The organism is Rhodococcus sp. AG1013 (assembly GCF_003350365.1).
Lineage (GTDB): Bacteria > Actinomycetota > Actinomycetes > Mycobacteriales > Mycobacteriaceae > Prescottella.
In genome coordinates, this window is the sequence record NZ_QQAT01000003.1 from 126,475 (window position 1) to 145,395 (window position 18,921).

Annotated in this window: 35 protein-coding genes and 2 tRNA genes; 30 read left to right on the forward strand and 7 right to left on the reverse strand. The window is 65.5% G+C overall.

Annotated features, from left to right (window positions below; genetic code table 11):
- Positions 1–55 precede the first annotated feature (55 nt).
- Genes DEU38_RS05455 through dnaG form a run of 3 tightly spaced genes read left to right on the forward strand, consistent with a single transcriptional unit; the run spans position 56 to position 3,997 of the window.
- On the forward strand, positions 56–751 hold the full coding sequence (locus DEU38_RS05455; RefSeq protein ID WP_114719107.1) for a YdcF family protein: 696 nt from the start codon (positions 56–58) through the stop codon (positions 749–751).
- Positions 748–2,037 (forward strand): deoxyguanosinetriphosphate triphosphohydrolase, encoded by a 1,290-nt coding sequence (locus tag DEU38_RS05460; protein WP_114719108.1) that lies wholly within the window; start codon positions 748–750, stop codon positions 2,035–2,037. The genes DEU38_RS05455 and DEU38_RS05460 overlap by 4 nt, the downstream gene beginning before the upstream one ends.
- A 34-nt stretch (positions 2,038–2,071) precedes the next feature.
- Positions 2,072–3,997 (forward strand): DNA primase, encoded by a 1,926-nt coding sequence (gene dnaG, locus DEU38_RS05465; RefSeq protein ID WP_114719109.1) that lies wholly within the window; start codon positions 2,072–2,074, stop codon positions 3,995–3,997.
- Positions 3,998–4,031: 34 nt separating this feature from the next.
- On the opposite strand, the gene DEU38_RS05470 is transcribed toward dnaG, so the two are convergent.
- Entirely contained in the window at positions 4,032–4,280 is a 249-nt protein-coding gene (locus DEU38_RS05470; RefSeq protein WP_114719110.1) for a hypothetical protein, read from the reverse strand.
- Positions 4,281–4,415: 135 nt separating this feature from the next.
- Between DEU38_RS05470 and DEU38_RS05475 the strand changes: the two genes are divergently transcribed.
- A tRNA-Asn gene (locus DEU38_RS05475) sits at positions 4,416–4,488 on the forward strand.
- A gap of 56 nt (positions 4,489–4,544) precedes the next feature.
- Here the strand turns inward: DEU38_RS05475 and DEU38_RS05480 are convergent.
- Both DEU38_RS05480 and DEU38_RS05485 read right to left on the reverse strand, forming a co-directional pair.
- Complete coding sequence (locus tag DEU38_RS05480; RefSeq protein ID WP_114719111.1) at positions 4,545–4,793, reverse strand: PLD nuclease N-terminal domain-containing protein; 249 nt, start codon at positions 4,791–4,793, stop codon at positions 4,545–4,547.
- A gap of 75 nt (positions 4,794–4,868) precedes the next feature.
- Positions 4,869–5,555 (reverse strand): 3'-5' exonuclease, encoded by a 687-nt coding sequence (locus DEU38_RS05485; protein ID WP_114719112.1) that lies wholly within the window; start codon positions 5,553–5,555, stop codon positions 4,869–4,871.
- 171 nt (positions 5,556–5,726) lie between these two features.
- On the opposite strand from DEU38_RS05485, the gene DEU38_RS05490 reads away from it, so the two are divergent.
- Positions 5,727–5,803, forward strand: a tRNA-Ile gene (locus DEU38_RS05490).
- A gap of 80 nt (positions 5,804–5,883) precedes the next feature.
- Here the strand turns inward: DEU38_RS05490 and DEU38_RS05495 are convergent.
- The 4 genes from DEU38_RS05495 to DEU38_RS05510 are packed head-to-tail and all read right to left on the reverse strand — an operon-like array spanning position 5,884 to position 8,973.
- Positions 5,884–7,038, reverse strand: coding sequence for a site-specific integrase (locus DEU38_RS05495; protein WP_114719113.1), 1,155 nt, complete (start codon positions 7,036–7,038; stop codon positions 5,884–5,886).
- A gap of 38 nt (positions 7,039–7,076) precedes the next feature.
- Positions 7,077–7,982, reverse strand: coding sequence for a hypothetical protein (locus DEU38_RS28020; protein WP_147283457.1), 906 nt, complete (start codon positions 7,980–7,982; stop codon positions 7,077–7,079).
- Complete coding sequence (locus tag DEU38_RS05505) at positions 7,979–8,488, reverse strand: DUF6932 family protein (RefSeq protein WP_114719115.1); 510 nt, start codon at positions 8,486–8,488, stop codon at positions 7,979–7,981. Before DEU38_RS05505 ends, DEU38_RS28020 begins: the two co-directional genes overlap by 4 nt.
- Positions 8,485–8,973: a hypothetical protein gene (locus DEU38_RS05510; RefSeq protein WP_147283458.1), complete on the reverse strand. Its 489-nt coding sequence runs from the start codon at positions 8,971–8,973 to the stop codon at positions 8,485–8,487. Before DEU38_RS05510 ends, DEU38_RS05505 begins: the two co-directional genes overlap by 4 nt.
- 143 nt (positions 8,974–9,116) lie before the next feature.
- Between DEU38_RS05510 and DEU38_RS05515 the strand changes: the two genes are divergently transcribed.
- The 25 genes from DEU38_RS05515 to DEU38_RS05625 all read left to right on the forward strand — a co-directional run bounded on the left by DEU38_RS05515 (position 9,117) and on the right by DEU38_RS05625 (position 18,817).
- On the forward strand, positions 9,117–9,338 hold the full coding sequence (locus DEU38_RS05515; RefSeq protein WP_147283459.1) for a hypothetical protein: 222 nt from the start codon (positions 9,117–9,119) through the stop codon (positions 9,336–9,338).
- A 9-nt stretch (positions 9,339–9,347) separates the two neighbouring features.
- Positions 9,348–9,581 carry a helix-turn-helix domain-containing protein gene (locus DEU38_RS05520; protein WP_114719118.1) on the forward strand — a complete coding sequence of 78 codons (234 nt, stop codon included), beginning with the start codon at positions 9,348–9,350 and terminating at the stop codon, positions 9,579–9,581.
- 53 nt (positions 9,582–9,634) lie between these two features.
- Positions 9,635–10,360 (forward strand): phage antirepressor N-terminal domain-containing protein, encoded by a 726-nt coding sequence (locus DEU38_RS05525; protein WP_258557640.1) that lies wholly within the window; start codon positions 9,635–9,637, stop codon positions 10,358–10,360.
- Positions 10,357–10,689: a hypothetical protein gene (locus tag DEU38_RS05530; RefSeq protein ID WP_114719119.1), complete on the forward strand. Its 333-nt coding sequence runs from the start codon at positions 10,357–10,359 to the stop codon at positions 10,687–10,689. Before DEU38_RS05525 ends, DEU38_RS05530 begins: the two co-directional genes overlap by 4 nt.
- The gene (locus DEU38_RS05535; RefSeq protein ID WP_114719120.1) at positions 10,686–10,880 is read left to right on the forward strand and encodes a hypothetical protein; all 195 of its coding nucleotides are present in this window, start codon (positions 10,686–10,688) and stop codon (positions 10,878–10,880) included. The genes DEU38_RS05530 and DEU38_RS05535 overlap by 4 nt, the downstream gene beginning before the upstream one ends.
- Before the next feature lie 71 nt (positions 10,881–10,951).
- A complete protein-coding gene (locus DEU38_RS05540) occupies positions 10,952–11,338 on the forward strand; it encodes a hypothetical protein (RefSeq protein WP_114719121.1) in 387 nt (128 codons plus the stop codon).
- A 79-nt stretch (positions 11,339–11,417) separates the two neighbouring features.
- Entirely contained in the window at positions 11,418–11,546 is a 129-nt protein-coding gene (locus DEU38_RS28990) for a hypothetical protein (protein ID WP_258557641.1), read from the forward strand.
- 211 nt (positions 11,547–11,757) lie between these two features.
- On the forward strand, positions 11,758–11,952 hold the full coding sequence (locus DEU38_RS05550) for a hypothetical protein (protein ID WP_114719123.1): 195 nt from the start codon (positions 11,758–11,760) through the stop codon (positions 11,950–11,952).
- Positions 11,949–12,182 carry a hypothetical protein gene (locus DEU38_RS05555; protein ID WP_114719124.1) on the forward strand — a complete coding sequence of 78 codons (234 nt, stop codon included), beginning with the start codon at positions 11,949–11,951 and terminating at the stop codon, positions 12,180–12,182. The genes DEU38_RS05550 and DEU38_RS05555 overlap by 4 nt, the downstream gene beginning before the upstream one ends.
- Positions 12,179–12,325: a hypothetical protein gene (locus DEU38_RS28270; RefSeq protein ID WP_181818675.1), complete on the forward strand. Its 147-nt coding sequence runs from the start codon at positions 12,179–12,181 to the stop codon at positions 12,323–12,325. Before DEU38_RS05555 ends, DEU38_RS28270 begins: the two co-directional genes overlap by 4 nt.
- On the forward strand, positions 12,322–13,242 hold the full coding sequence (locus DEU38_RS05560; protein ID WP_114719125.1) for an ATP-binding protein: 921 nt from the start codon (positions 12,322–12,324) through the stop codon (positions 13,240–13,242). Before DEU38_RS28270 ends, DEU38_RS05560 begins: the two co-directional genes overlap by 4 nt.
- Entirely contained in the window at positions 13,239–13,595 is a 357-nt protein-coding gene (locus DEU38_RS05565; protein ID WP_114719126.1) for an HNH endonuclease, read from the forward strand. Before DEU38_RS05560 ends, DEU38_RS05565 begins: the two co-directional genes overlap by 4 nt.
- A 33-nt stretch (positions 13,596–13,628) precedes the next feature.
- The gene (locus DEU38_RS05570; protein ID WP_114719127.1) at positions 13,629–14,000 is read left to right on the forward strand and encodes a helix-turn-helix domain-containing protein; all 372 of its coding nucleotides are present in this window, start codon (positions 13,629–13,631) and stop codon (positions 13,998–14,000) included.
- 302 nt (positions 14,001–14,302) lie between these two features.
- The gene (locus DEU38_RS05575; RefSeq protein ID WP_114719128.1) at positions 14,303–14,788 is read left to right on the forward strand and encodes a single-stranded DNA-binding protein; all 486 of its coding nucleotides are present in this window, start codon (positions 14,303–14,305) and stop codon (positions 14,786–14,788) included.
- An 11-nt stretch (positions 14,789–14,799) separates the two neighbouring features.
- Positions 14,800–15,192 (forward strand): hypothetical protein, encoded by a 393-nt coding sequence (locus DEU38_RS05580; protein ID WP_114719129.1) that lies wholly within the window; start codon positions 14,800–14,802, stop codon positions 15,190–15,192.
- Positions 15,189–15,449, forward strand: coding sequence for a hypothetical protein (locus DEU38_RS05585; protein WP_114719130.1), 261 nt, complete (start codon positions 15,189–15,191; stop codon positions 15,447–15,449). Before DEU38_RS05580 ends, DEU38_RS05585 begins: the two co-directional genes overlap by 4 nt.
- Complete coding sequence (locus DEU38_RS05590; RefSeq protein WP_147283460.1) at positions 15,449–15,742, forward strand: hypothetical protein; 294 nt, start codon at positions 15,449–15,451, stop codon at positions 15,740–15,742. The genes DEU38_RS05585 and DEU38_RS05590 overlap by 1 nt, the downstream gene beginning before the upstream one ends.
- On the forward strand, positions 15,742–15,909 hold the full coding sequence (locus tag DEU38_RS28275; RefSeq protein WP_181818676.1) for a hypothetical protein: 168 nt from the start codon (positions 15,742–15,744) through the stop codon (positions 15,907–15,909). The genes DEU38_RS05590 and DEU38_RS28275 overlap by 1 nt, the downstream gene beginning before the upstream one ends.
- The gene (locus DEU38_RS28280; protein WP_181818677.1) at positions 15,906–16,370 is read left to right on the forward strand and encodes a cyclic-phosphate processing receiver domain-containing protein; all 465 of its coding nucleotides are present in this window, start codon (positions 15,906–15,908) and stop codon (positions 16,368–16,370) included. Before DEU38_RS28275 ends, DEU38_RS28280 begins: the two co-directional genes overlap by 4 nt.
- The gene (locus DEU38_RS05600) at positions 16,370–16,561 is read left to right on the forward strand and encodes a hypothetical protein (RefSeq protein WP_114719132.1); all 192 of its coding nucleotides are present in this window, start codon (positions 16,370–16,372) and stop codon (positions 16,559–16,561) included. Before DEU38_RS28280 ends, DEU38_RS05600 begins: the two co-directional genes overlap by 1 nt.
- On the forward strand, positions 16,558–17,322 hold the full coding sequence (locus DEU38_RS05605; protein ID WP_114719133.1) for a hypothetical protein: 765 nt from the start codon (positions 16,558–16,560) through the stop codon (positions 17,320–17,322). The genes DEU38_RS05600 and DEU38_RS05605 overlap by 4 nt, the downstream gene beginning before the upstream one ends.
- Positions 17,322–17,570 carry a hypothetical protein gene (locus DEU38_RS05610; RefSeq protein WP_114719134.1) on the forward strand — a complete coding sequence of 83 codons (249 nt, stop codon included), beginning with the start codon at positions 17,322–17,324 and terminating at the stop codon, positions 17,568–17,570. The genes DEU38_RS05605 and DEU38_RS05610 overlap by 1 nt, the downstream gene beginning before the upstream one ends.
- Positions 17,567–18,010: a hypothetical protein gene (locus DEU38_RS05615; protein ID WP_114719135.1), complete on the forward strand. Its 444-nt coding sequence runs from the start codon at positions 17,567–17,569 to the stop codon at positions 18,008–18,010. The genes DEU38_RS05610 and DEU38_RS05615 overlap by 4 nt, the downstream gene beginning before the upstream one ends.
- Positions 18,011–18,098: 88 nt before the next feature.
- A complete protein-coding gene (locus DEU38_RS05620; protein ID WP_114719136.1) occupies positions 18,099–18,569 on the forward strand; it encodes a hypothetical protein in 471 nt (156 codons plus the stop codon).
- On the forward strand, positions 18,566–18,817 hold the full coding sequence (locus DEU38_RS05625) for a hypothetical protein (RefSeq protein ID WP_114719137.1): 252 nt from the start codon (positions 18,566–18,568) through the stop codon (positions 18,815–18,817). Before DEU38_RS05620 ends, DEU38_RS05625 begins: the two co-directional genes overlap by 4 nt.
- Positions 18,818–18,921 lie beyond the last annotated feature (104 nt).

Genomic DNA, 18,921 nt, shown 5'->3' on the forward strand with positions numbered 1-18,921 from the left:
CCGGTGCCGCGCGTCGTCATCGGCGGCCCGGGCGGGTGACTGGCAGAATCGGGGAGTGAGTACCGCCCCCAGTTACGACCCCCCGGAGCTGTCGCCCCGCCCCGTGCCGCGCCGTTCGTTCGGTGCCGCGGTGGCTCGTTGGGCCGGTCGGGCTGTGCTCGGCGCCGCGTTGATCGGCCTCGTTCTGGTCGGGGGCACGGCCTTCCGGGTGTGGCAGGTGGCGCGGATCACCGACACCACACCGGCCGACGCGATCGTTGTACTCGGTGCCGCTCAGTACGCGGGCACCCCGTCGTCGGTGTTCGAGGCCCGCCTGGACCAGGCCCGCAAGCTCTACGAACAGGGTGTCGCGCCGGCCATCGTCACGGTCGGTGGCAAGCAGGAGGGTGACGAGTACACCGAGGCGGCGTCGGGCCGGAACTATCTGATGGACCAGGGAGTGCCCGGGGATCGGATCACCGCCGTCGAGGAAGGCTCCGACACCCTGCTGAGCATCGAGGCGGTCAGCCGCGAGATGGGGCAGCAGGGCATGCAGTCGGCGGTACTGGTGAGCGATCCGTGGCATTCTCTCCGGACCCGCACCATGGCCCGCGACGCGGGTCTCGAGGCGTGGACCGCACCCACCCGGCAGGGTCCCGCGGTGATCACCCGGGAATCGCAGCTGCACGGAATCACGAGGGAGACAGGTGCTTTGCTGTGGTATCAGCTCACTCACTTCTCGGCAGACTTCCCGTACACGGCGGGCCAGTGATCGGCCGCGACACACGGGCGCCGTACACCTCGCACGATCTCGACCGACTCGTGTCCGAGGCGCCCAAGACCGCGGGACTGATCGTGGCCGCGGAGTCGTCGCAGCACCGCTCGGCGTTCTCGCGCGACCGCGCCCGCGTCCAGCACTCGGCCGCACTGCGGCGTCTCGCGGACAAGACCCAGGTGGTCGGTCCGCGTGACGGCGACACCCCGCGGACCCGGCTGACGCATTCGATCGAGGTGGCGCAGATCGGCCGCGGCATCGCCGACGGGCTGGGACTCGACCCCGACCTCGTCGACCTGGCCGGCCTGGCCCACGACATCGGGCATCCGCCGTACGGGCACAACGGGGAGAAGGCGCTCGACGAGGTCGCGGAGAGCTGCGGCGGCTTCGAGGGCAACGCGCAGAACCTGCGGATCCTCACGAGCCTCGAGCCCAAGGTCCTGGACCCGGAGGGGCGCAGTGTCGGGCTCAACCTCACCCGGGCATCGCTCGACGCCGCCATCAAGTACCCGTGGACCCGGCCGCGGCCCGGGGCGAAATTCGGCGCGTACGACGACGACGCGGCGGTGCTGGCGTGGGTGCGCGAGGGCGCGCCCGAGGGGCGGCAGTGCATGGAAGCGCAGGTGATGGACTGGGCCGACGACGTCGCCTACTCGGTGCACGACGTCGAGGACGGTGTGATCGCCGGCCGCATCGACCTGCGCGTGCTGGGCGACGCGATCGAGGTTCGTGCGCTGGCCGAATTGGGGGCCAGGCAGTTCTCGGGCCTCGTCGTCGACGAGCTGGCGGAGGCGGCCGAACGCCTGTCGAGGCTGCCTGTGGTGACCTCCGTCGGCGACTACGATGGGACGCTGACCAGTTCGGTGGCGCTGAAGAACCTCACCAGCGAGCTGGTGGGCCGGTTCGCGTCGGCCGCCGTCGGCGGCACCCGAGAGGCGGTCGGGCCCGGCCCGCTCACGCGGTATCAGGCCGACCTCGTGGTGCCCTCGATCGTGGCGGCCGAGGTGGCCCTGCTCAAGACCGTCGCGTTGCACTATGTGATGTCCGACGCCGGGCACAAGAACCGCCAGGACCGGCAGCGGGACCGGGTGCACCGGGTGGCCGAGTGGCTGCTGCGCACCGCACCGTCCGGTCTGGATCCGTTGTTCCTGCCCGCGTGGCACGCCGCCGCCGACGACGCCGCGCGGGTGCGGGTGATCGTCGACCAGATCGCGTCGTGCACCGAGAGTCGTCTGGAACGGATCGACAAGCAGAGCCTGGGCGCCCAGGCGAGCTGGGGATAGGTGTTCGCCTGCGGTGAGGGCCTAGACTGCCTTCGTGGCCGGCCGAATCCCTGACAGAGACATCGCGGCCGTTCGCGAACGCACTCGGATCGAGGACATCGTCGGCGAGTACGTCTCGCTCAAGCGCGCGGGCGGCGATTCGATGAAGGGGCTGTGCCCCTTCCACGACGAGAAGTCGCCCTCGTTCCATGTCCGGCCCAATCACGGCCACTTCCACTGCTTCGGCTGTGGTGAGGGCGGCGACGTCTACTCGTTCCTGCAGAAGATCGAACACGTCAGTTTCGTGGAGGCGGTCGAGCAGCTCGCCGATCGGATCGGCTACCAGATCTCGTACGAGGGCGGCGGCACGTCCGTGCAGCGCGACCGGGGTACCCGGGCGCGCCTCGTCGCCGCCAACGCGGCGGCGCAGGAGTTCTACGCGGCGCGTCTGAAGGAGCCCGACGCGCAGGCGGCCCGCGACTACCTCACCGAACGCAACTTCGACGCGGCCGCGGCCGCGCAGTTCGGCTGCGGCTACGCCCCGGACGGCTGGGACACCCTGACCAAGCACCTGATGGGCAAGGGCTTCGAGGCGAAGGAACTCGAGGCCGCCGGGCTGTCCAAGGAGGGCCGACGCGGACCGATCGACCGGTTCCATCGGCGGCTGCTGTGGCCCATCCGCAATCTCTCCGGCGACGTCATCGGCTTCGGCGCCCGCAAGCTGTTCGACGACGACACGATGCCCGGCAAGTACGTCAACACCCCCGAGACGATCCTCTACAAGAAGTCGAACGTGCTGTTCGGTCTGGACCTGGCCAAGCGGGACATTGCGAAGGGCCACCAGGCGGTGGTCGTCGAGGGCTACACCGACGTGATGGCGATGCACCTGGCCGGCGTGAAGACCGCCGTTGCGTCCTGCGGCACCGCATTCGGTGACGAACATCTCGCGATGCTGCGCCGACTCCTCATGGACGACAGCTACTTCCGCGGTGAGGTGATCTACACCTTCGACGGCGACGCCGCGGGCCAGGCGGCCGCGCTGAAGGCGTTCGAGGGCGACCAGAAGATGGCGGGGCAGACCTTCGTCGCGATCGCGCCGGACGGAATGGATCCGTGCGAGTTGCGTCAGCAGTCGGGTGACGCGGCCGTCCGCGATCTGGTCGCGCGCCGCACCCCGATGTTCGAGTTCGTTGTCAAATCCCTTCTCGCCGAACATGATCTGGACACCGCCGAGGGGCGGGTGGAGGCGTTGCGTCGCACCGTGCCGGTGGTCGCGCGGATAAAGGAACCGACGCTGCGCAATCAGTACGCCGTGCAGCTGTCGGGCTGGGTCGGCGAGGAAATTCCGGCGGTGCGCCGTCGGGTCGGGGACGAGGCGCGCAAGATCGCGCGTGGCGGAGGTGGGGCACCGACGAAGCGTCGTCCCGTCGACGACTCCCCGGGAGCGTCGGCGGCGGCTCCGGCGGCCGGTGTGTCCCGCCCGCGGCCCAACGACCCGGCGCTGTGGCCGCAGCGCGACGCCCTCAAGGCGGCCCTGCAGTACCCGGCCATTGCGGGCACGGTCTTCGATTCGCTGCCGGGGGAGACGTTCGCCCATCCGGCCTATGCGGCCGTCCGGGAGGCGGTCGCCGCGGCCGGCGGTACATCCGCCGGTCTCGGCGGTGGTGAATGGGTGGACGCGGTCGGGCGCAATGCGGGCGACCTCGTCGTGCAGTCGATCGTGATGGAACTCGCAGTCGAGCCGCTGCCCGCCGACGAGGACATCATTCCTCGCTACATCCGCGGCGTGCTGGCACGACTGCAGGAGGTCTGGGTCGGCGAACAGGTCGCCGAGCTCAAGTCCAAGCTGCAGCGCGTCTCGCCGACCACCGACTCCGACGAGTTCCATTCCCTGCTCGGTGATCTGGTCGCACTCGAGCAGTACCGGCGCAGCCTGCTCGATCAGGCGATCGGCGACACCAGCGGCGAAGGTATCGCCTGACGGTCGGCGCCGCCGGTGCCGAACCGGGGTGCCGCTAGTTCCTCCGCAGCTGGTCGTGGGGGACCAGGATCGTGGTCCGCTCGTCGATCGGCTTCATCGGCTCGAGCTTGGGCTGCGTGCTGAGCGAATCCGACAGCTTCTGCCGACCCGTCTCGATGACCTTCTTGGTGGCGGGGCTGGTTGCCACGGCCTTCGCGGCCTTGCTGATCTGTTCGTACCGGGCTCGTCCCGCTCGGGTGCCCAGCACATAACCCGCCGCAACGCCTACCAACAACCGCAACATTTCCGGATTCCTCCCGTCGAACTGCCTGCGTACATCCTGCCTGATCCGTCTCTGTTCAGGCGATTTGGTACTTGGGTGGGGGTATGGGCTACAGTTTTCCAGGCACCGCGGGAAACGGCAGTGCCGCCCAGGCAATCCCCTGTAGCTCAATTGGCAGAGCATTCGACTGTTAATCGAACGGTTGCTGGTTCGAGTCCAGCCGGGGGAGCCGAACAGAAGGCCCCTCACCCTAGCGGGTGAGGGGCCTTCTGCGTTTCCGAACGATCAGCGGGGCGGGGAATCCGAACGCATATCGGCGGCGCCGGGTTTGTTGCCCATCAGCAGCCATGCGAGTGCGCCGAGGACCGGCAGCGCCAGCACCACGAGGATCCACGCGAACTTGGCGGGCGTGGTGATGTGTCGGGCGCGCAATACCGAGACGCTCGTCGCCACCACCAGCACGAGCCACAGGAGCGCGACCACCAGCGCGGTGATGTCGAAGGCCACGGGCAGGGTGGGATTGTGCTCGTCCAACTCGGCCTCCCCGGTCCGGTGTGTGCTGGTTCACGGCATCATCGCAGACCGGGGAGCGCTCGGGGCGCTGTGGCGTCAGGCCGCGAGCCGGATCGGCCACTGCCCGTCGACGTCCGACGCGTCGCGGCCCTCGCGCTGGAGGTACTCGGCGAAGTCGCGCTGACGCTCGGCATGCCAGCCTGCCTGACTCGTCATCACGTCGTCGAGCGCGGCGAGTTCGGGGAACCGCTGCGGCAGGATCTGCGCCAGTTCGGCGGCAGCGAGGGCGTCGGACTCCGCCTCGTGCGCCGACCCCAACTCGATCCCGTAGTGCTCGCACAGCGCGCCCAGCGTGCGCTTGCCGCGGCGGTAGCGGTCGACCTCCCGATCGATCACGTACGGGTCGACGACGAGCCCGTAGTCGTCCATCGGTGGCAGACCGAGGCGGCGGCCCTCGGCGTCCATCACGGTGAGGTCGTACGAGGCGTTGAACGCGACGACGGCGTAGCCGGCCGCCCACGCGTCGGTGAGGGCCTGCCGGATCTCCCGGTACCCGACTGCGTAATCCGTGCCGTGCTCGCGCGCGTGGGCCGTCGAGATGCCGTGGATGGAGCTGGCGTCCTCGGGGATGTCGACACCCGGATCGACGATCCAGTTGCGTGACCGGGGCCGCCCACCCTCGACGGTGACCACGCATGCGGTGACGATTCGCGCCGAGAGCGGGTCTCGGCCAGTTGTTTCCAGATCGAACGCGCAGATCGGTCGGGTGGTCCAGTTCTTCAATTCGAGGTCCTTCGGGTGTCGCGGGATCGTGCCGTTCGATCGTGTCGCCGCCCAGTCTGCGGGCAGGCACCGACACGCCCTGTCGGGCACGCGACATGCGCCACCCCGCAGACGGGAACTGTCGAGGGCGGGCGGTAACATTCGGCTGTCCGCGGCGTACCGCCGCGGCAGGGGGCGGTAGCTCAGTCGGTTAGAGCCGTGGACTCATAATCCATTGGTCGCGGGTTCGAGCCCCGCCCGCCCCACCAGAGTTATTGCAGGTAAGGCCCACTTTCTGATGAGGGGAAGGTGGGTCTTCGGCATATCTGCCCACATTTTGCCCACACGCTCACGAGCCTGAACGCCGGGACGCAAGGTTCACGACCGTGCCGTGCGGCTGACTGAACGGGTCGATCCGGGCCGCAACATCGTCGAGATCGTCGTCGAACAGGTGCCCGTAGTGGTCGAGGGTCATCGTTGCGGTCGCGTGCCCGAGCATCTTTTGCACGGCCTTCACGTTCGCCCCGCGGCTTATCGCGATCGAGGCAGCCGTGTGCCGGAGATCGTGGGGGGTGAAGTTCACCGATGGGGCAGGAGTCTCTCCCGCCGCGGGTTCCTCGACCGGGGGGAACAGTTTCAGCACGGCCGGGTCGAACCAGTCGCGGCGCGCATTCTTGTTCCGCATCACGCCACCACCACGGGCCGGGAACAGAAGATCCTCCGGTCGGAGGCTTTTGGTGAGAGCGTCGAGTTCGTCCGCCAGGAACGGTGGGACGGCGAGTGAACGCGCCTCGTGCGTCTTGGGGGTGCCCCACGTGAGCTTTCCCTGAATCTCAGTCACCGACTCCTCGAGCCGGAGCCGGCGCCGGTCTGGGTCCCACCGCTTCGCCTTGAGTGCCGCCATCTCGCCCCACCGAGGGCCTACGAGACCCATTACGAGCACCGCACGCCGGCCGTATCCGGCGTACTCGGCGAAGGTCATCAGTTGATCCAGGGTCAACGGGTGCTGGGGCTTCTTACGGAGCCGTGGAAGGCTCACGGTCTCCGCGGGATTGGAGGCGATCCTGTTGTCAGTTACCGCAAGCATGAGGACTGCGGACAGTACGTTGTGCGCCTTGCGGATCGTGGAAGGGGACAGCTCTTTGTCGACCATGGATGCGATCCATCGTTGTATCTCGGCGCGGGTGATGTCCCCAACCGCGACGTCGCCCCAAGCGGGTAAGACTTGGTTGTCGAGGGACTGCCGATTCCGTTCCGTTGAAGTCGGCTTCAGGTTGACCTTGCCTGCCGCCCAGTCTTCGGCGAGGTCCTTGAACACGACTCGTCCTGCGCTGTGGGAGACGTACTGGCCTGTGAGTTTCTTGACTTCCACGGTGGCTGCGAACGCTTCGGCGGCCTTCTTTGTGGCGAACCCACGCTTGTCTGTTTGTCGGCCCTGTGGAGTCCGGTATCGGACTCGGTATCGTCTACCTTTCGCTGTCTCGTAGGCTGTGATGCTGGCCATCTGCCCTCACTTTTGTGGGTTTAATTCCTTGCGTCGAGCTAGATGTCGATGTGGCTGAATAGCTCGTTTTCGGGGTATTCGAGTTTGATCCGAATCAGGCGATATGTTGGTCGCCCAATGACGCCGGAAGCGCGTTGAATTGTCGTCTCTTCAAGGGTTGCGACCACCTTTTTGGAAAGGTATTTCGGCAAATCTGCGATCAGTTCATCGGCGATTGAACCATGTAGGACTGGCATGTCTTCACGCTCGAGGTAGAAGATTCGGCGACGTGTTCGCATCCCATCTAGGATGCCGTGCTCGGTAATGATCCGGGCGTGGCTTCGGGATTCCATCAGGCTGTCCTTCAGTACATCGGCCTGAAGCTTGGAAAGGGTCGAGCTGACACCAGCCCCATCCGCCATCGCAACACTGACTCCGAGACTGCGTGTAGTGGATTCGACGGCGTTGACGAGGTGCTCGATGCCGCGTCGTTGAGTCACCGGTAGGGATAGCACCGCATCGAGCGCATCATCGTCGTCCACCGCTCTCGGAAGCGACTCGACGAGCGACCATGCTGCGGCTTCTGCCAGCGTCTGGACGTGATCGACGAACAGAACGGGATCAGATTCGGTATCGCAGTCCGGGAATGTGAAATGCAGTGAATTTCCGAATGACCCAGCGGAAATTAATCCAACCTTGGATCGGTGCGCGGGGTGAACATTTGTCACCGGCGATTGCGGATCCATCAAACTCCGTCCGAACATAGCGGTCGCATCAATGACTGCCATAGTTATTCGGGCGGAATCGTACGGCGTGACTGGCGCGCCATCAATGTCGACGATCAAGCGCGACTCCGGGCGCGGGAAGAACTTCCGCTCGGCTGCTTCGAGAGATGCGTGAACGAGCGCCGCGCCAAACCCCCCGGTGTTTTCGTGTCGGCGGCGAGCTTCGGAGAACGGGTTCACCAGGTCACCGCCGCGAATCCTTTGCGGACACCTTCGACGATCTGGCCTTGCTTCTTGACGGTCGACCAACTCTCGAAGTAGGCGTGATCATCGTCGGGATCGACGAGGAACGCATCGAGCACGCAACCGAACGGCTGAACACGGTCCAGATGCATCGGGCCCGGATCACCGATGATCACATCGTTGAGCGTGATCAGTCGGTAGAGGCCAGCCTGGTCGTCGTGACTCAGTCGGTCGAGAGCAGTGAGATCACGGGGGATGACTGCAACGTCGATGTCGTTCGGCTCATCGCAATGTTGCATAGCTAGACCTCCATCAATCCAAGCGGTGCCACTAGGGATGAACCGTTTGATCAGTGTCAGGTAGGCACTCAGAGAGCTGAAGAGCAGCTCGCGGTTGCTTCGACCGGATGCGTCCAGCACCATCCGCTCGTAGATATCGGAGAGCGTCGCGACGTGCGCCCCCGGGTCGAGCAGTCCTTCGGTGTTCCAGTCCGGCAGGCTCACTTCGGCATCAGGTCTTCCGCTTCTGTCCTCACTTTTTCCTCCCCGTGCTTGCTGCTTGTAGCGGCCTTGCCGGCCGCGACGAGTCCTGCGGCGAATCCCCCGCTCGCATGTTTCGGCGAGGAGCTCGGTCCAGGCGCAGTCTTCGGTTCGTCGTCGGGAACGACGAGAGGCGCGTTGTACACGCGCACACCGGCTTTGATCCGCCGCACCATCTCTTCGGCGAGCTGCAGGTCGCTGGCCTCGGTAAGGGCGAATTGAACGCCCCCCCGCTTAGCCTCGTCGCCTGTGATCACCCCGAAGGCAATCAGCCCTTCAATGGGGTCCGCTCCGTAGTGCCGCGCAATGTCGACAGCCAGGCTGGCGTCCTTGCCTTCGATCCGTCGACGCACCGTGACGTGGTTGATCTCAAGGACGGAGGCGAGGGCTCGGAGTGATGCTCCATCGCTCACCGCGTCAACCCAGGCTTGCGCGCGAGTGGCTTCCATGTGACCCAGTGTGGTGCATTTCTGCAACACCTGCAAGTGGTTCGACCTGGAGATCTGGCCGCGGAGGCTCACATCGATGTAGTTACGTGTTGCGGATTCTCGCCAAGGTGGTTATGTTTCTAACCACCTTGAAGGGAGGTCCCATGGCGGGTATCGAGCTCAACACCGTGACCCTGGAGCGGCTACAGGCTCTCCATGCGCTGAATGAGTCCACGACGGCGCGAGCAATCGGATGCGACCGGGCCACGTTGCGGCGGATCAAGGACGGAGCGAGTCCGTCGGCGGCTTTCATTGCCGGCGCGATCCTTACGTTCAACGTCCCGTTTGAGTCGCTGTTCGCTGTCAGCGATCAGCTCGCGGCGTGAGGGGGCTGAATGTCGACGATTAAGACCCCGCTGAACGTCTCCGAAGTAGCGACGATCACGCGTAGGCATCCGAACCGAGTCCGGAATGCGGCGAACTCGGGCGCGCTCAAAGGCCTTCCACGGCCGAGCGGAGGGCGGCACCAGTTCACCGAAGCGGCAGTGCAGGAGTGGATCGACGGTGGTTCGCCGGAGATGCCGCCGGTCCGAATCCGGCTCGCGAGCAACAAGAAGGCCGCCAGCTGAGTCACCAGCTGACGGCCGTGTCCAACCAACAGCATTCAGAAAGTAGGAAGAACGTGAACGACGGTAACGCACTCGCTGAGATCCAGGTCCCCGGATCCACGATGCCAATGCAGGTTGACACCGCGAGCAAGCTGACGGCACTACGACCGATGGTCGAGTTCTTTGGCCTCAACTACTCGTCCCAGCTCACCAAGCTCAAGGGCAAGTCGTGGGCAACCGTGGCGAAAATCGCCACGGTTGGCGCGGACGGCAAGACCCGCGAGATGGTCGGCATCGACCGGCGAACCACGGGCATGTGGCTCGCGACACTCGACGAAAACCGTGTCGATACAGACAGGCGGGCTGATCTCCGCGCCTACCAGGCGGAGGCGGCTGATGCGCTCGACCGCTACTTCCATGAAGGTGTGGCAGCCAATCCGCGTGCAGTAGCTCCGGCGAACCAGCTCGATATCCTCCGCGCTGCGATCGACCAGATTGAGGTCGCGCAGCGGGAAGCTTCCGAGGCGAAGGAGATCGCAAATCGCAGCGAGGCCCGCCTCGACGCGATCGAGGGGCGCCACGACTGGTATTCGGCGCTCGGGTATGCCCGCTTGAATCGCATCACCAACACGTCTACGAAGTTCCTGAACAAGGTTGGCCGGCAGGCGTCGTCGATCGCGAAGGCCCGCGGGATCACGCCGGTGAAGGTTCCTCACCAGCTGTTCGGTGAGGTCAACTCGTACCCGGCGTGGATCTGGGAGATCGCGTTCGACGGCTTCGCTGAAGGTGATGCTGCGTGAGCAACGACTACGTGTGGAAGCTCAACGTCGAGTATCCGCTGGACGCGCTGCACCCCGATGACGCGCCGTGGTTCGCTGGACACCTTCGCTCGGATTGGGCGCCGCCAGGATGGGATCCGGACGGCGAGTACATCGACCGATTCAAGACGGAACGCTTCATCTGGCCGTCGGTCCGGAAGTTCTACCTGTCCCGATCGGCTGCCGTGGATCGTGCGCTGCTGCTTGAGCACTACGACGCGAAAGTGCGACTGCTTCGTTCTGTGCCGCTGACGTTCGAGGAACGTCCGTTCAAGCGTCCGTTGCGACTGATCGCGGGTGGTGCGGTGTGACCGCTGTTGAGCAGTTCGAGGTTGAGTTGGCGGAGAAGCGTCCCGCCCTGTCGCTGCTCGAGCGTGTGCAGTTGCGCCAGCAGATCGACGAACTGTCGGGTGTCGTCTACAAGCCGGTGTCGCCAGCGCAGATGCAGCGGGTCGCCCGCATCACCGAGCGCGAACTCACGCGGATCATCCGCAACAACTGAGTCCCTTTGTGGAAGCCCGCCGCAGATGGTTCTGCCGCGGTCGCTTCCCCATCCCAGAAAGAGGTTTGAGCATGACGAACGAGACCACCACCAAGAAGAGCAGTCGCCCCACCGAGGTTGGCGACCTGCCCGACTATCAGCTACTGGGCGACCGAATCGCCGATGTGGCGGTCGCGATGTTCGCGGATGACGCGGACATGTTGGGTGCGTACAGCGATCTGGTCCGGGCCGCGAAGGCTGCCGGCCACGTGGTGTCCTCCGATGGCGAGATTCGACGGGCCGTCACCGATGAGCTTCTGCAGAGGCGGCTGGCGGATGCGCAAGCCTCGTGGGACCGGGCGGAGACGGCATACCTGGAAGCGCTGGGGACAGGTGTGGTCAAGGACGGCTACGCCTGGGCAGTGAAGGAGTGGTGCAAGAAGGAAGGCCGCGAGTATCCGGTGGCTGGGGTTTCCTGACCGCCACGCGATTGCACCTGACCGAAGTGTCGGTGGACGCAGACCATCGTGTCCATCGCCAAATCCAATGGAGTAGCTGATGACTGTTCGAGATCCGTACGCCCGCCTGGGCGCCGCTATGCCGCCGAAGTCACGGCACCTGCACCGCGAAAGCAACGACCGCATCCCGTCGTGGGTGTTCGTGAAGACCGAAGAGGTGACGGCATGAGCGCCGGACGAGTGATCGTCGAACTGCCCGTCGGCGAGCTGCTGCCGAGTGGCACCACGGGCTGGAGGCTCAGCGCAGTGGATGACAAGTTCATAGTCGGCGCATGGCCTGGCGCAGTACTTGGCCCAGCGAACGTCCGAATGACCGCGGGCGAGGCGCGCGCTGTCGCCGCTGCGCTTCTGGCTGCCGCTCGCGTGGCGGAGGCTCAGTCATGACCCACGCCGGCACGTATGACTTCGCCCCGGAGACGGCGCCGCTCGATGACCGCATCCTCGGAACGGTCGAGGAGTTCCGCTGCGACTGCCGCTCCGCCGCCTGGGATCGCACGATCGCGTTCTTCTGGGCCGTATCGGTCGGTGTGACGATCGGGACGGTCGCTTGGTGGGGTGTGGTGAGCGTCGGATGAGCCCGCTGCCATCAACACCACCCGAGTCGTGGAAGCGGTGCTCGCTCAACCAGTTCAGGCGGCACACCGGCAAGCGGGTCGTCTACCTGAGCGTCGCGACCGGGAAACCCACTGAAGTCGGGATCGTCTCCCACGTCGACGAACGCTGGGTGTACGTCCACTACTCCGGCGGCCAAAGCCCACTCGCCACACATCCGGACAACCTGCGTCTGACGGGGGAACGGCGGTGAGCGGCGATGACGTCGAGGACGACATCCGGCCTGAGTCGGCTCCCCACAGCTTCTACTCCCAACTGATCGAACGCGCCCGCACCAACGCGCACGCCATCGCCGCCGGCGACCCAGTCATTGACTTCGAGGAAGTGGATCCATGATCGAGTTTGAACCGGCCACGAAGGCCGCCAGTAAGGCTCGGATTGCCCTGTGTGGGCCGTCCGGGTCAGGGAAGACCTACACCGCTCTTGCTCTCGCGAGTTCGCTGTCGGACCGTGTCGCGGTCATCGACACCGAGCGTGGCTCCGCGTCGAAGTACGTCGGAATCAATGGCTGGCAGTTCGACACTGTCACGCCTGACCGCTACTCGCCTCTGTCGCTCGTGGAGACGCTCGGTGTGGCGGCCGGCGTGGGGTTCGGTGTCGTGGTGATCGATTCGCTCTCGCACTACTGGATGGGCACCGACGGAATGCTCGAGCAGGTCGATCGCCGCAGCGGATCGAACAAGTTCACCTCCGGATGGAAGGAGGTGGGCCCGGAGGAGAAGCGAATGATCGACGCGATCCTCACCTACCCGGGGCACGTGATCGCGACCCTCCGAACGAAGACGGAGTACGTGATTCAGGAGAACGACCGCGGGAAGAAGGAGCCGAAGAAGGTTGGGACGAAGCCGATCCAGCGTGACGGAATTGAGTATGAGTTCGACGTAATCGGCGACCTGGATCTCGACAATCGGCTGTCGATCTCGAAGACCCGTATCCCGTCTCTGGCGCGTGCGGTGATTCCTGAGCCGGGGCACGAGCTGGCGCAAACGATCCGGGAGTGGCTCGACGATGGTGTCGAGCGCCGGTCGGTGGAGGAGTGGCGAGGCATGGCTCTCGCTGAGGATGCGACCGCGGCGAGTCTGATCGAGCTGTATCGGTCGGCGGAGCGGGATCAGATGCTCGGTGCGCCCACGACCACCGATGGCGGGCAGCCGACAGTGCTCGGGGATCTGATCTCTGGGCGTGGCCGGCATCTTCGTGAGGCCGAGGCGGCCGCTACAACGGGCAAGGCTGAAACCAGGGACGTGGCATGAGTCGCGACACCGGGTTCCCCGATGCGGTGCGGGAGATCATCCTGGCTCGCTCCGGCGGCAACTGTGAGGTGATGGCCGGTCCCTCGTGCTTGTACGCGGTCCACCAGATTCATCACCGTCGGCCGCGGGGGATGGGTGGGAGCCGCCGGAAGTCGACGAACACGCCGTCCAACGCGCTCGCGGTCTGCTGGCCCTGCCATGCGCATATCGAAGCGAACCGCGAGAAGGCCCTGGTGAACGGGTGGCTTGTCTCGCAGGGGGATGAGCCGGTCGAGCAGCCGGTGGTGTGGCGGGGCCGGCCGACTCTGCTCGACGACAACGGCGGACGTGCTGAGCAGAAGCCCTTGTGGTGATTCGAGCTGTTCGAGAGGAGGTGACTTCCCGCTATGACTGCAGAACTGGCGTTCGGCGATGGGCCGCAGCCGATCGACCGGTTCGACTGGCAGCGGATCATTCGTCGGGTCGAGATCCCGTCGGGCGTGAAGTTCCTGGCGTTGATGTTGGCGACGTACGCGGATCCGGATGGCAGCCGTGTGCATCCGGGTGTGAAGCGTCTCGCCCGGGTGATGGGTGTGTCGGAGCCGACGGTGAAGCGGTCGATGGCGGTGCTCCGTTCGTACGGGTTGGTCGTGCTCGTGAAGCAGGGCAATCGCTGGGCGAATCAGGCGGACGAGTACCGGTTGACGGTGCCTTCGGATCTGCTGGATTTGCCGATGCTCGATCCGAACGAGTCTGCCGAGTCTGCGGATCGCATGTGATCCCCAGACTTTCGCCAACACCGTGTGGATAACAACAGTCTAGGTATCACACATGATCCCCAGAAATGCAGTGCCCCAAAAAGTCTGGGGATCATTTCAACAAAGTCTAGGGATCATCTGGAACAAGTCTGGGGATCATTTCGCAAAGTCTGGGGATCACGGGTGATCCCCCACCAGAACAACACCACCAGAACAAGACCAGACACAAACCAGATCAATCGTCCCCGACTCCGTACGTACCTCACGACCGCACGGGCGCGGACCGGGACACAAAACCAATCTCTCAGCCGTAGGAGGCAGACATGGCAGGCGAAACCACACTCACGATCATCGGCAACCTCACCGCCGATCCCGAACTCAGGTTCACCCCGGCCGGCGCCGCGGTCGCGAACTTCACCGTCGCATCCACCCCACGCACATTCGACCGCCAGTCCAACGAGTGGAAGGACGGCGACGCACTGTTCATGCGCTGCACGATCTGGCGCGAGGCAGCCGAGAACGTCGCTGAATCCCTCACGAAGGGGATGCGCGTCCTCGTGTCCGGGCGTTTGAAGCAACGGTCGTACGAAACCCGAGAAGGGGAGAAGCGCACCGTCATCGAACTCGAGGTCGACGAGATCGGCCCCTCGCTCCGCTACGCCACCGCAAAGGTCGCTCGGGCATCCAAGTCCGGGAACGGCACGGGAAGCGGCTACGCGGGCAACCAGGACCGCGGAACCGCTCCCGCAGATGACCCGTGGGGCAACGCGCCGCAGTCCGGCAACCACTCCGACGAACCGCCGTTCTGACGGGACACCTCATGAACTACATGATCGTGCTGCCCTGGACGGCACCGCCGTTGTCGATGAACGACCGCGGCGTCTCCGCCGGTGCGGCGTTCGCGAAGGCCAAGAAGATCCGCACCATCCGCGACGAGGTCGTCTGTCTCGCCGCGGCGGCGGATCTGCCCCGGACCGTCGGCCACGCAACAGTCACGCTCCACTACCGGCCCCGCGACGACCGTCGGCGAGACACCGACAACCTCACCGCAACAGCGAAACCGATCTACGACGGCCTCGTCGACTACGGGCTGGTTGCGGACGACGTGCCGCAGCACATGGCGAAGCTCGAGCCGGTGATCCACCGGAAGGGCCAGCCAGCGCTGTGGCTGGAAATCAGCCTCAGCCCCGACCCGAAGGAACTACCTGAATGAGCGAACAGCTTCCCGAACCGTCCCGGTGCCGCTCTTGCCGAGCCGAGATCCGCTGGGGCAAAACCCAGAACGGCAAGAACCTGCCCGTCGACGCCGAACCAGCCCAGGCCGGAACCGTCGTCCTCGACTCCCATGGCGGAGTCGTCTACGCCGGCGTCCTCATCGGAGCCCAACTCGCATCCGTCCGCCGCTCCACCCGACCCCTGTACGAACCGCACTGGATCAACTGCCCCGACGCCAAGACCTGGAGGAAATGATGCCACGCCGCCCAGACAACGAAATCCCGCAGAAGCCGATCACCAGCCTCCGCCCCGCCCGCACCCTCGTCGTCGCCCGAAACCTCGCCGACGGCCAGGCGTTCGTCAGCAAGCGAACCCTCCTCAACCCGCTCGTCGTCACCTACCCCGAGCAGCTGGGAGGAATCCGCTTCCACCGAGCGCTCATCATGTGCACCCCGACCGCCAACCTCAACCCCCGCTACACCGAGATCCGGGCCGCGATCGCAGCGAAGGTCAACCCTCAGCCCGCACACGGCGAAGGAGCAGCCTGATGACGCACCTCGACCTCGACGAGCTCCGGGAGGCGCGAGCAACCATCGAACGCGTGCGGGCGCTGGCTGAGCGATGGCGGACTCAACCCACCGACTACGACGAGGACACCGAGCAGCAGATCGCAGACGGACACGTACTCCGCGCAGCCCTGGACGGTGAGCGATGAAGCTCTTCGTAGATGACGAACGCCCAGCGCCCGACGGATGGGAGCTGGCAAAGACCGCCGAATACGCAATCACACTGCTCAACTTCCAACGCTTCTTCAGCTGCCAGGTCGAGCAGCTGTCACTCGACCACGACCTCGGATACACCGCGGACACTGTCATGCCGGTCCTGTACTGGATGCGGGACAACGAGTTCTGGCCCGATGAGTTGTACGTGCATACCGCGAACGAGGACGCCGAGGAAGTCATGCTCGCGTTCATCCGGGCCAACGCACCTTCCGGCGTACTGCGTGGGTGGGGATGCAACTTCTGGGGCACCGGTCCGGACTCCCGGATTCAGAATTGGCAACCCATTCCCTGCCCCTGCACCGACCTCCAAGCCATGCACGATCGCAGCTTCGGTGACTACATGCGCTGCGCCGACTGCGGCACCTACTACGACACCGACGGGAGCCGACTCTGATGGGCCACACCGTCCACCTCACCCGCATCACCCGCGACACACACGCCGGCCCTGAGGCACCCACCGAGGCGATCCGCCGCCGCGCTGAACGCCTCCGCGACGTCGGCACCCCATTCGAGCGCGACGGGATGACGCTTCGGTTCAACGACAACGGTGCCGACATCACCCTGACTTACGAGGAGAACTCATGATTACCGTCCTGTCCTGCAGAGGAATCGGTGAACCGCTCAACGGCAACATGTGCTCGGCCGTCACCCGCCGCCTCGACCCGACCCGCTTCCGTGTCCGCGAGGTCCCCTGGTCGGCGAGCTACGGCCCCGTCCCTCTGCCGATGGGTCCTGCGTTCGACGAGTCGCTGCGTACTGGCCGCGAACTGCTGCTGCGGATGATTGACGAGGACCCGAATCCCGTGCTGCTACTCGGCTACTCGGGAGGCGCCGCGCTTGCTGGGAACGTGGCCGCCGAGGTAGCTGCCGGGAAGCACCCGCGGCTCGAGGTGGTTGGGTGCGGGCTGATCTCCGACCCATTCATGCCATCGATGCAGCTGGGCAGGACGTGGGGGATCGCCGGATCGAGGCGTATCGGTTGGAGCTTCCCGACCTACTGGGCCGCGGACCCCGCCGACGCCATCTGCTGCTGCCCCGCCAACTCACCGCTCCGCACGATCGCCGACCAGACCCGCGCGCTCAGCCTGTCGAACCTCCTCGGCTGGGGCATCGACCTCGTCGGCCGGCTGAAACGGCAGGAGTGGCAGCAGGTCGCGATCAACTGGCGCGACCGCGATGAGGTGCACCGCATCTACGCGCAGGCCGGCCACGACCTCGACGGTTACCTCCGCCGCGGCGACCACACCAGCTACGCGGTCCGTGAGAAGCCAGGAACCGGCTACGGCTACACGTACACCGATTGGCTCGCGGATGAGATCAACATCCTCGGAAGAAGGTTGAGCTGATGGCGCGCACGTACCCCGCGAAGCGGTCCTACATCGCCAAGGGCTTCGATTTCGCCGGTTGCACAGACCGCGACCCCGATCTCTGCGCGTGCGGCGACGACGGCGCGCCCGTGTGTGACGTCTGCGACGAGGAGATCGAGGACGGGCAGCGGATCGTCGTGCGGCACCAGTGGATCGAACACCACCAGCACGAGGAGCAGTCGGTCATGCACGCGCGCTGCGCTGACGCTGGGGAGGCGCTGCCATGACGCTCACTTCCGTGCAGCGCGAGTTCCTGTTCTGTGCCAGCGCGTTCTGGATCGTGCCGGCCCTCGCTCGGTCGGGTGCCGGTGTCGACCGGCTCCTCCCCGGCGGTGACCGCAGCTGTGGCGGCCCGATCGAGGACTGCTGGGTCGCCGAGAAGAACGGGTGGGGGCCAGTCGGCGACGGACCCGCACGCCGCTATCGCATCTGGGGTGCACAGGGGTCGACGCTCACCATGCAGTCGAGCGCGTTCGGGGACGTCCTCGTCACCGTGACGCGACAGCAGCTCCGCGCCTACGCGCGAAGTCTGCCGTACCCAGTCGTCGCGGATCTGCGGGCGCTCGGCGAGCCGACGTTGCCCCGCGCGGCCGACGTCGACCGGGTGCTCGAGGTGGCGCTCAACCTCACCCCGGCCGCTGAGCCGAGGGAGCTGACCCTGTGGTGATCAGCTACACCACGACCAACCATGCCGACAGTATCGGTGGATACACTTATCGGAGCCCACTGCAACGGATGACCAGGAGGCGGATGACATGAGCACGACCGCTGACGGCACCTGGCCTGAAGACCTCGGTCGCCGCGAGAAGGCCCTCGAAGCGATGCGGCTCCGGAAAGACCAGGGGCTGACGTGGGAAGAGATCGCCGAGGAGGCCGGCTATTCGAGTCGGCAGGCTGCGCAGCGGGCGGTGTCCCGGGTTCTCGCCCGGGTGGAGAGTGAGACCGTCGAGGACTATCGGCAGTTGATGTCGGCCCGCTACGACGACCTGTACCGCCGAACGATCATCGCCCTCGACACCGCTGATGCGGAAGGCCAGTTGATGGGGAAGTCGCAGCTCCTAGCCGCTGGCCGCGGCATCGTCGACTCGATCGTGAAGCTGCATGGTTTGGCGGCCCCGCAGAAGGCGGACGTCACTGTGCACACGAAGGCGGATGTCGACGCTGAGGTGCAGGCCTTGCTGAACAAGCTCGGTGAACACGAGACCGATGAGGGGGATGGTCTATGAAGCCGACGTGGCTCTGGGACGGCTGGCGGTCGCTGACTCGTAAGCAGAAGGTGCAGACCACGCTCGTCTCAGCCTGGTCGGGATGCTCGGCGTACGCCGTATTCAGCCTGATTTCCGACTACCCGCTGTGGCTGTCGATCATCATCGGCATCACCTGGCTCGCGCTCGGTGGCGAGATGAGTGCCGCGGCCGCCCGCGCGATCCGCCGTGGTGAGTTCTGGAAGGCTGCGAGCGCCGAATCACCATGAGCCTGTTCGAGGATGACTCATGGCGGAAGCTTCCACCGCGGGAGAAGGAGCACCTGAGGGACAGGCTGGCTGAGGGGATCGCGTGCTCCGGCCGGCCTGTCCAT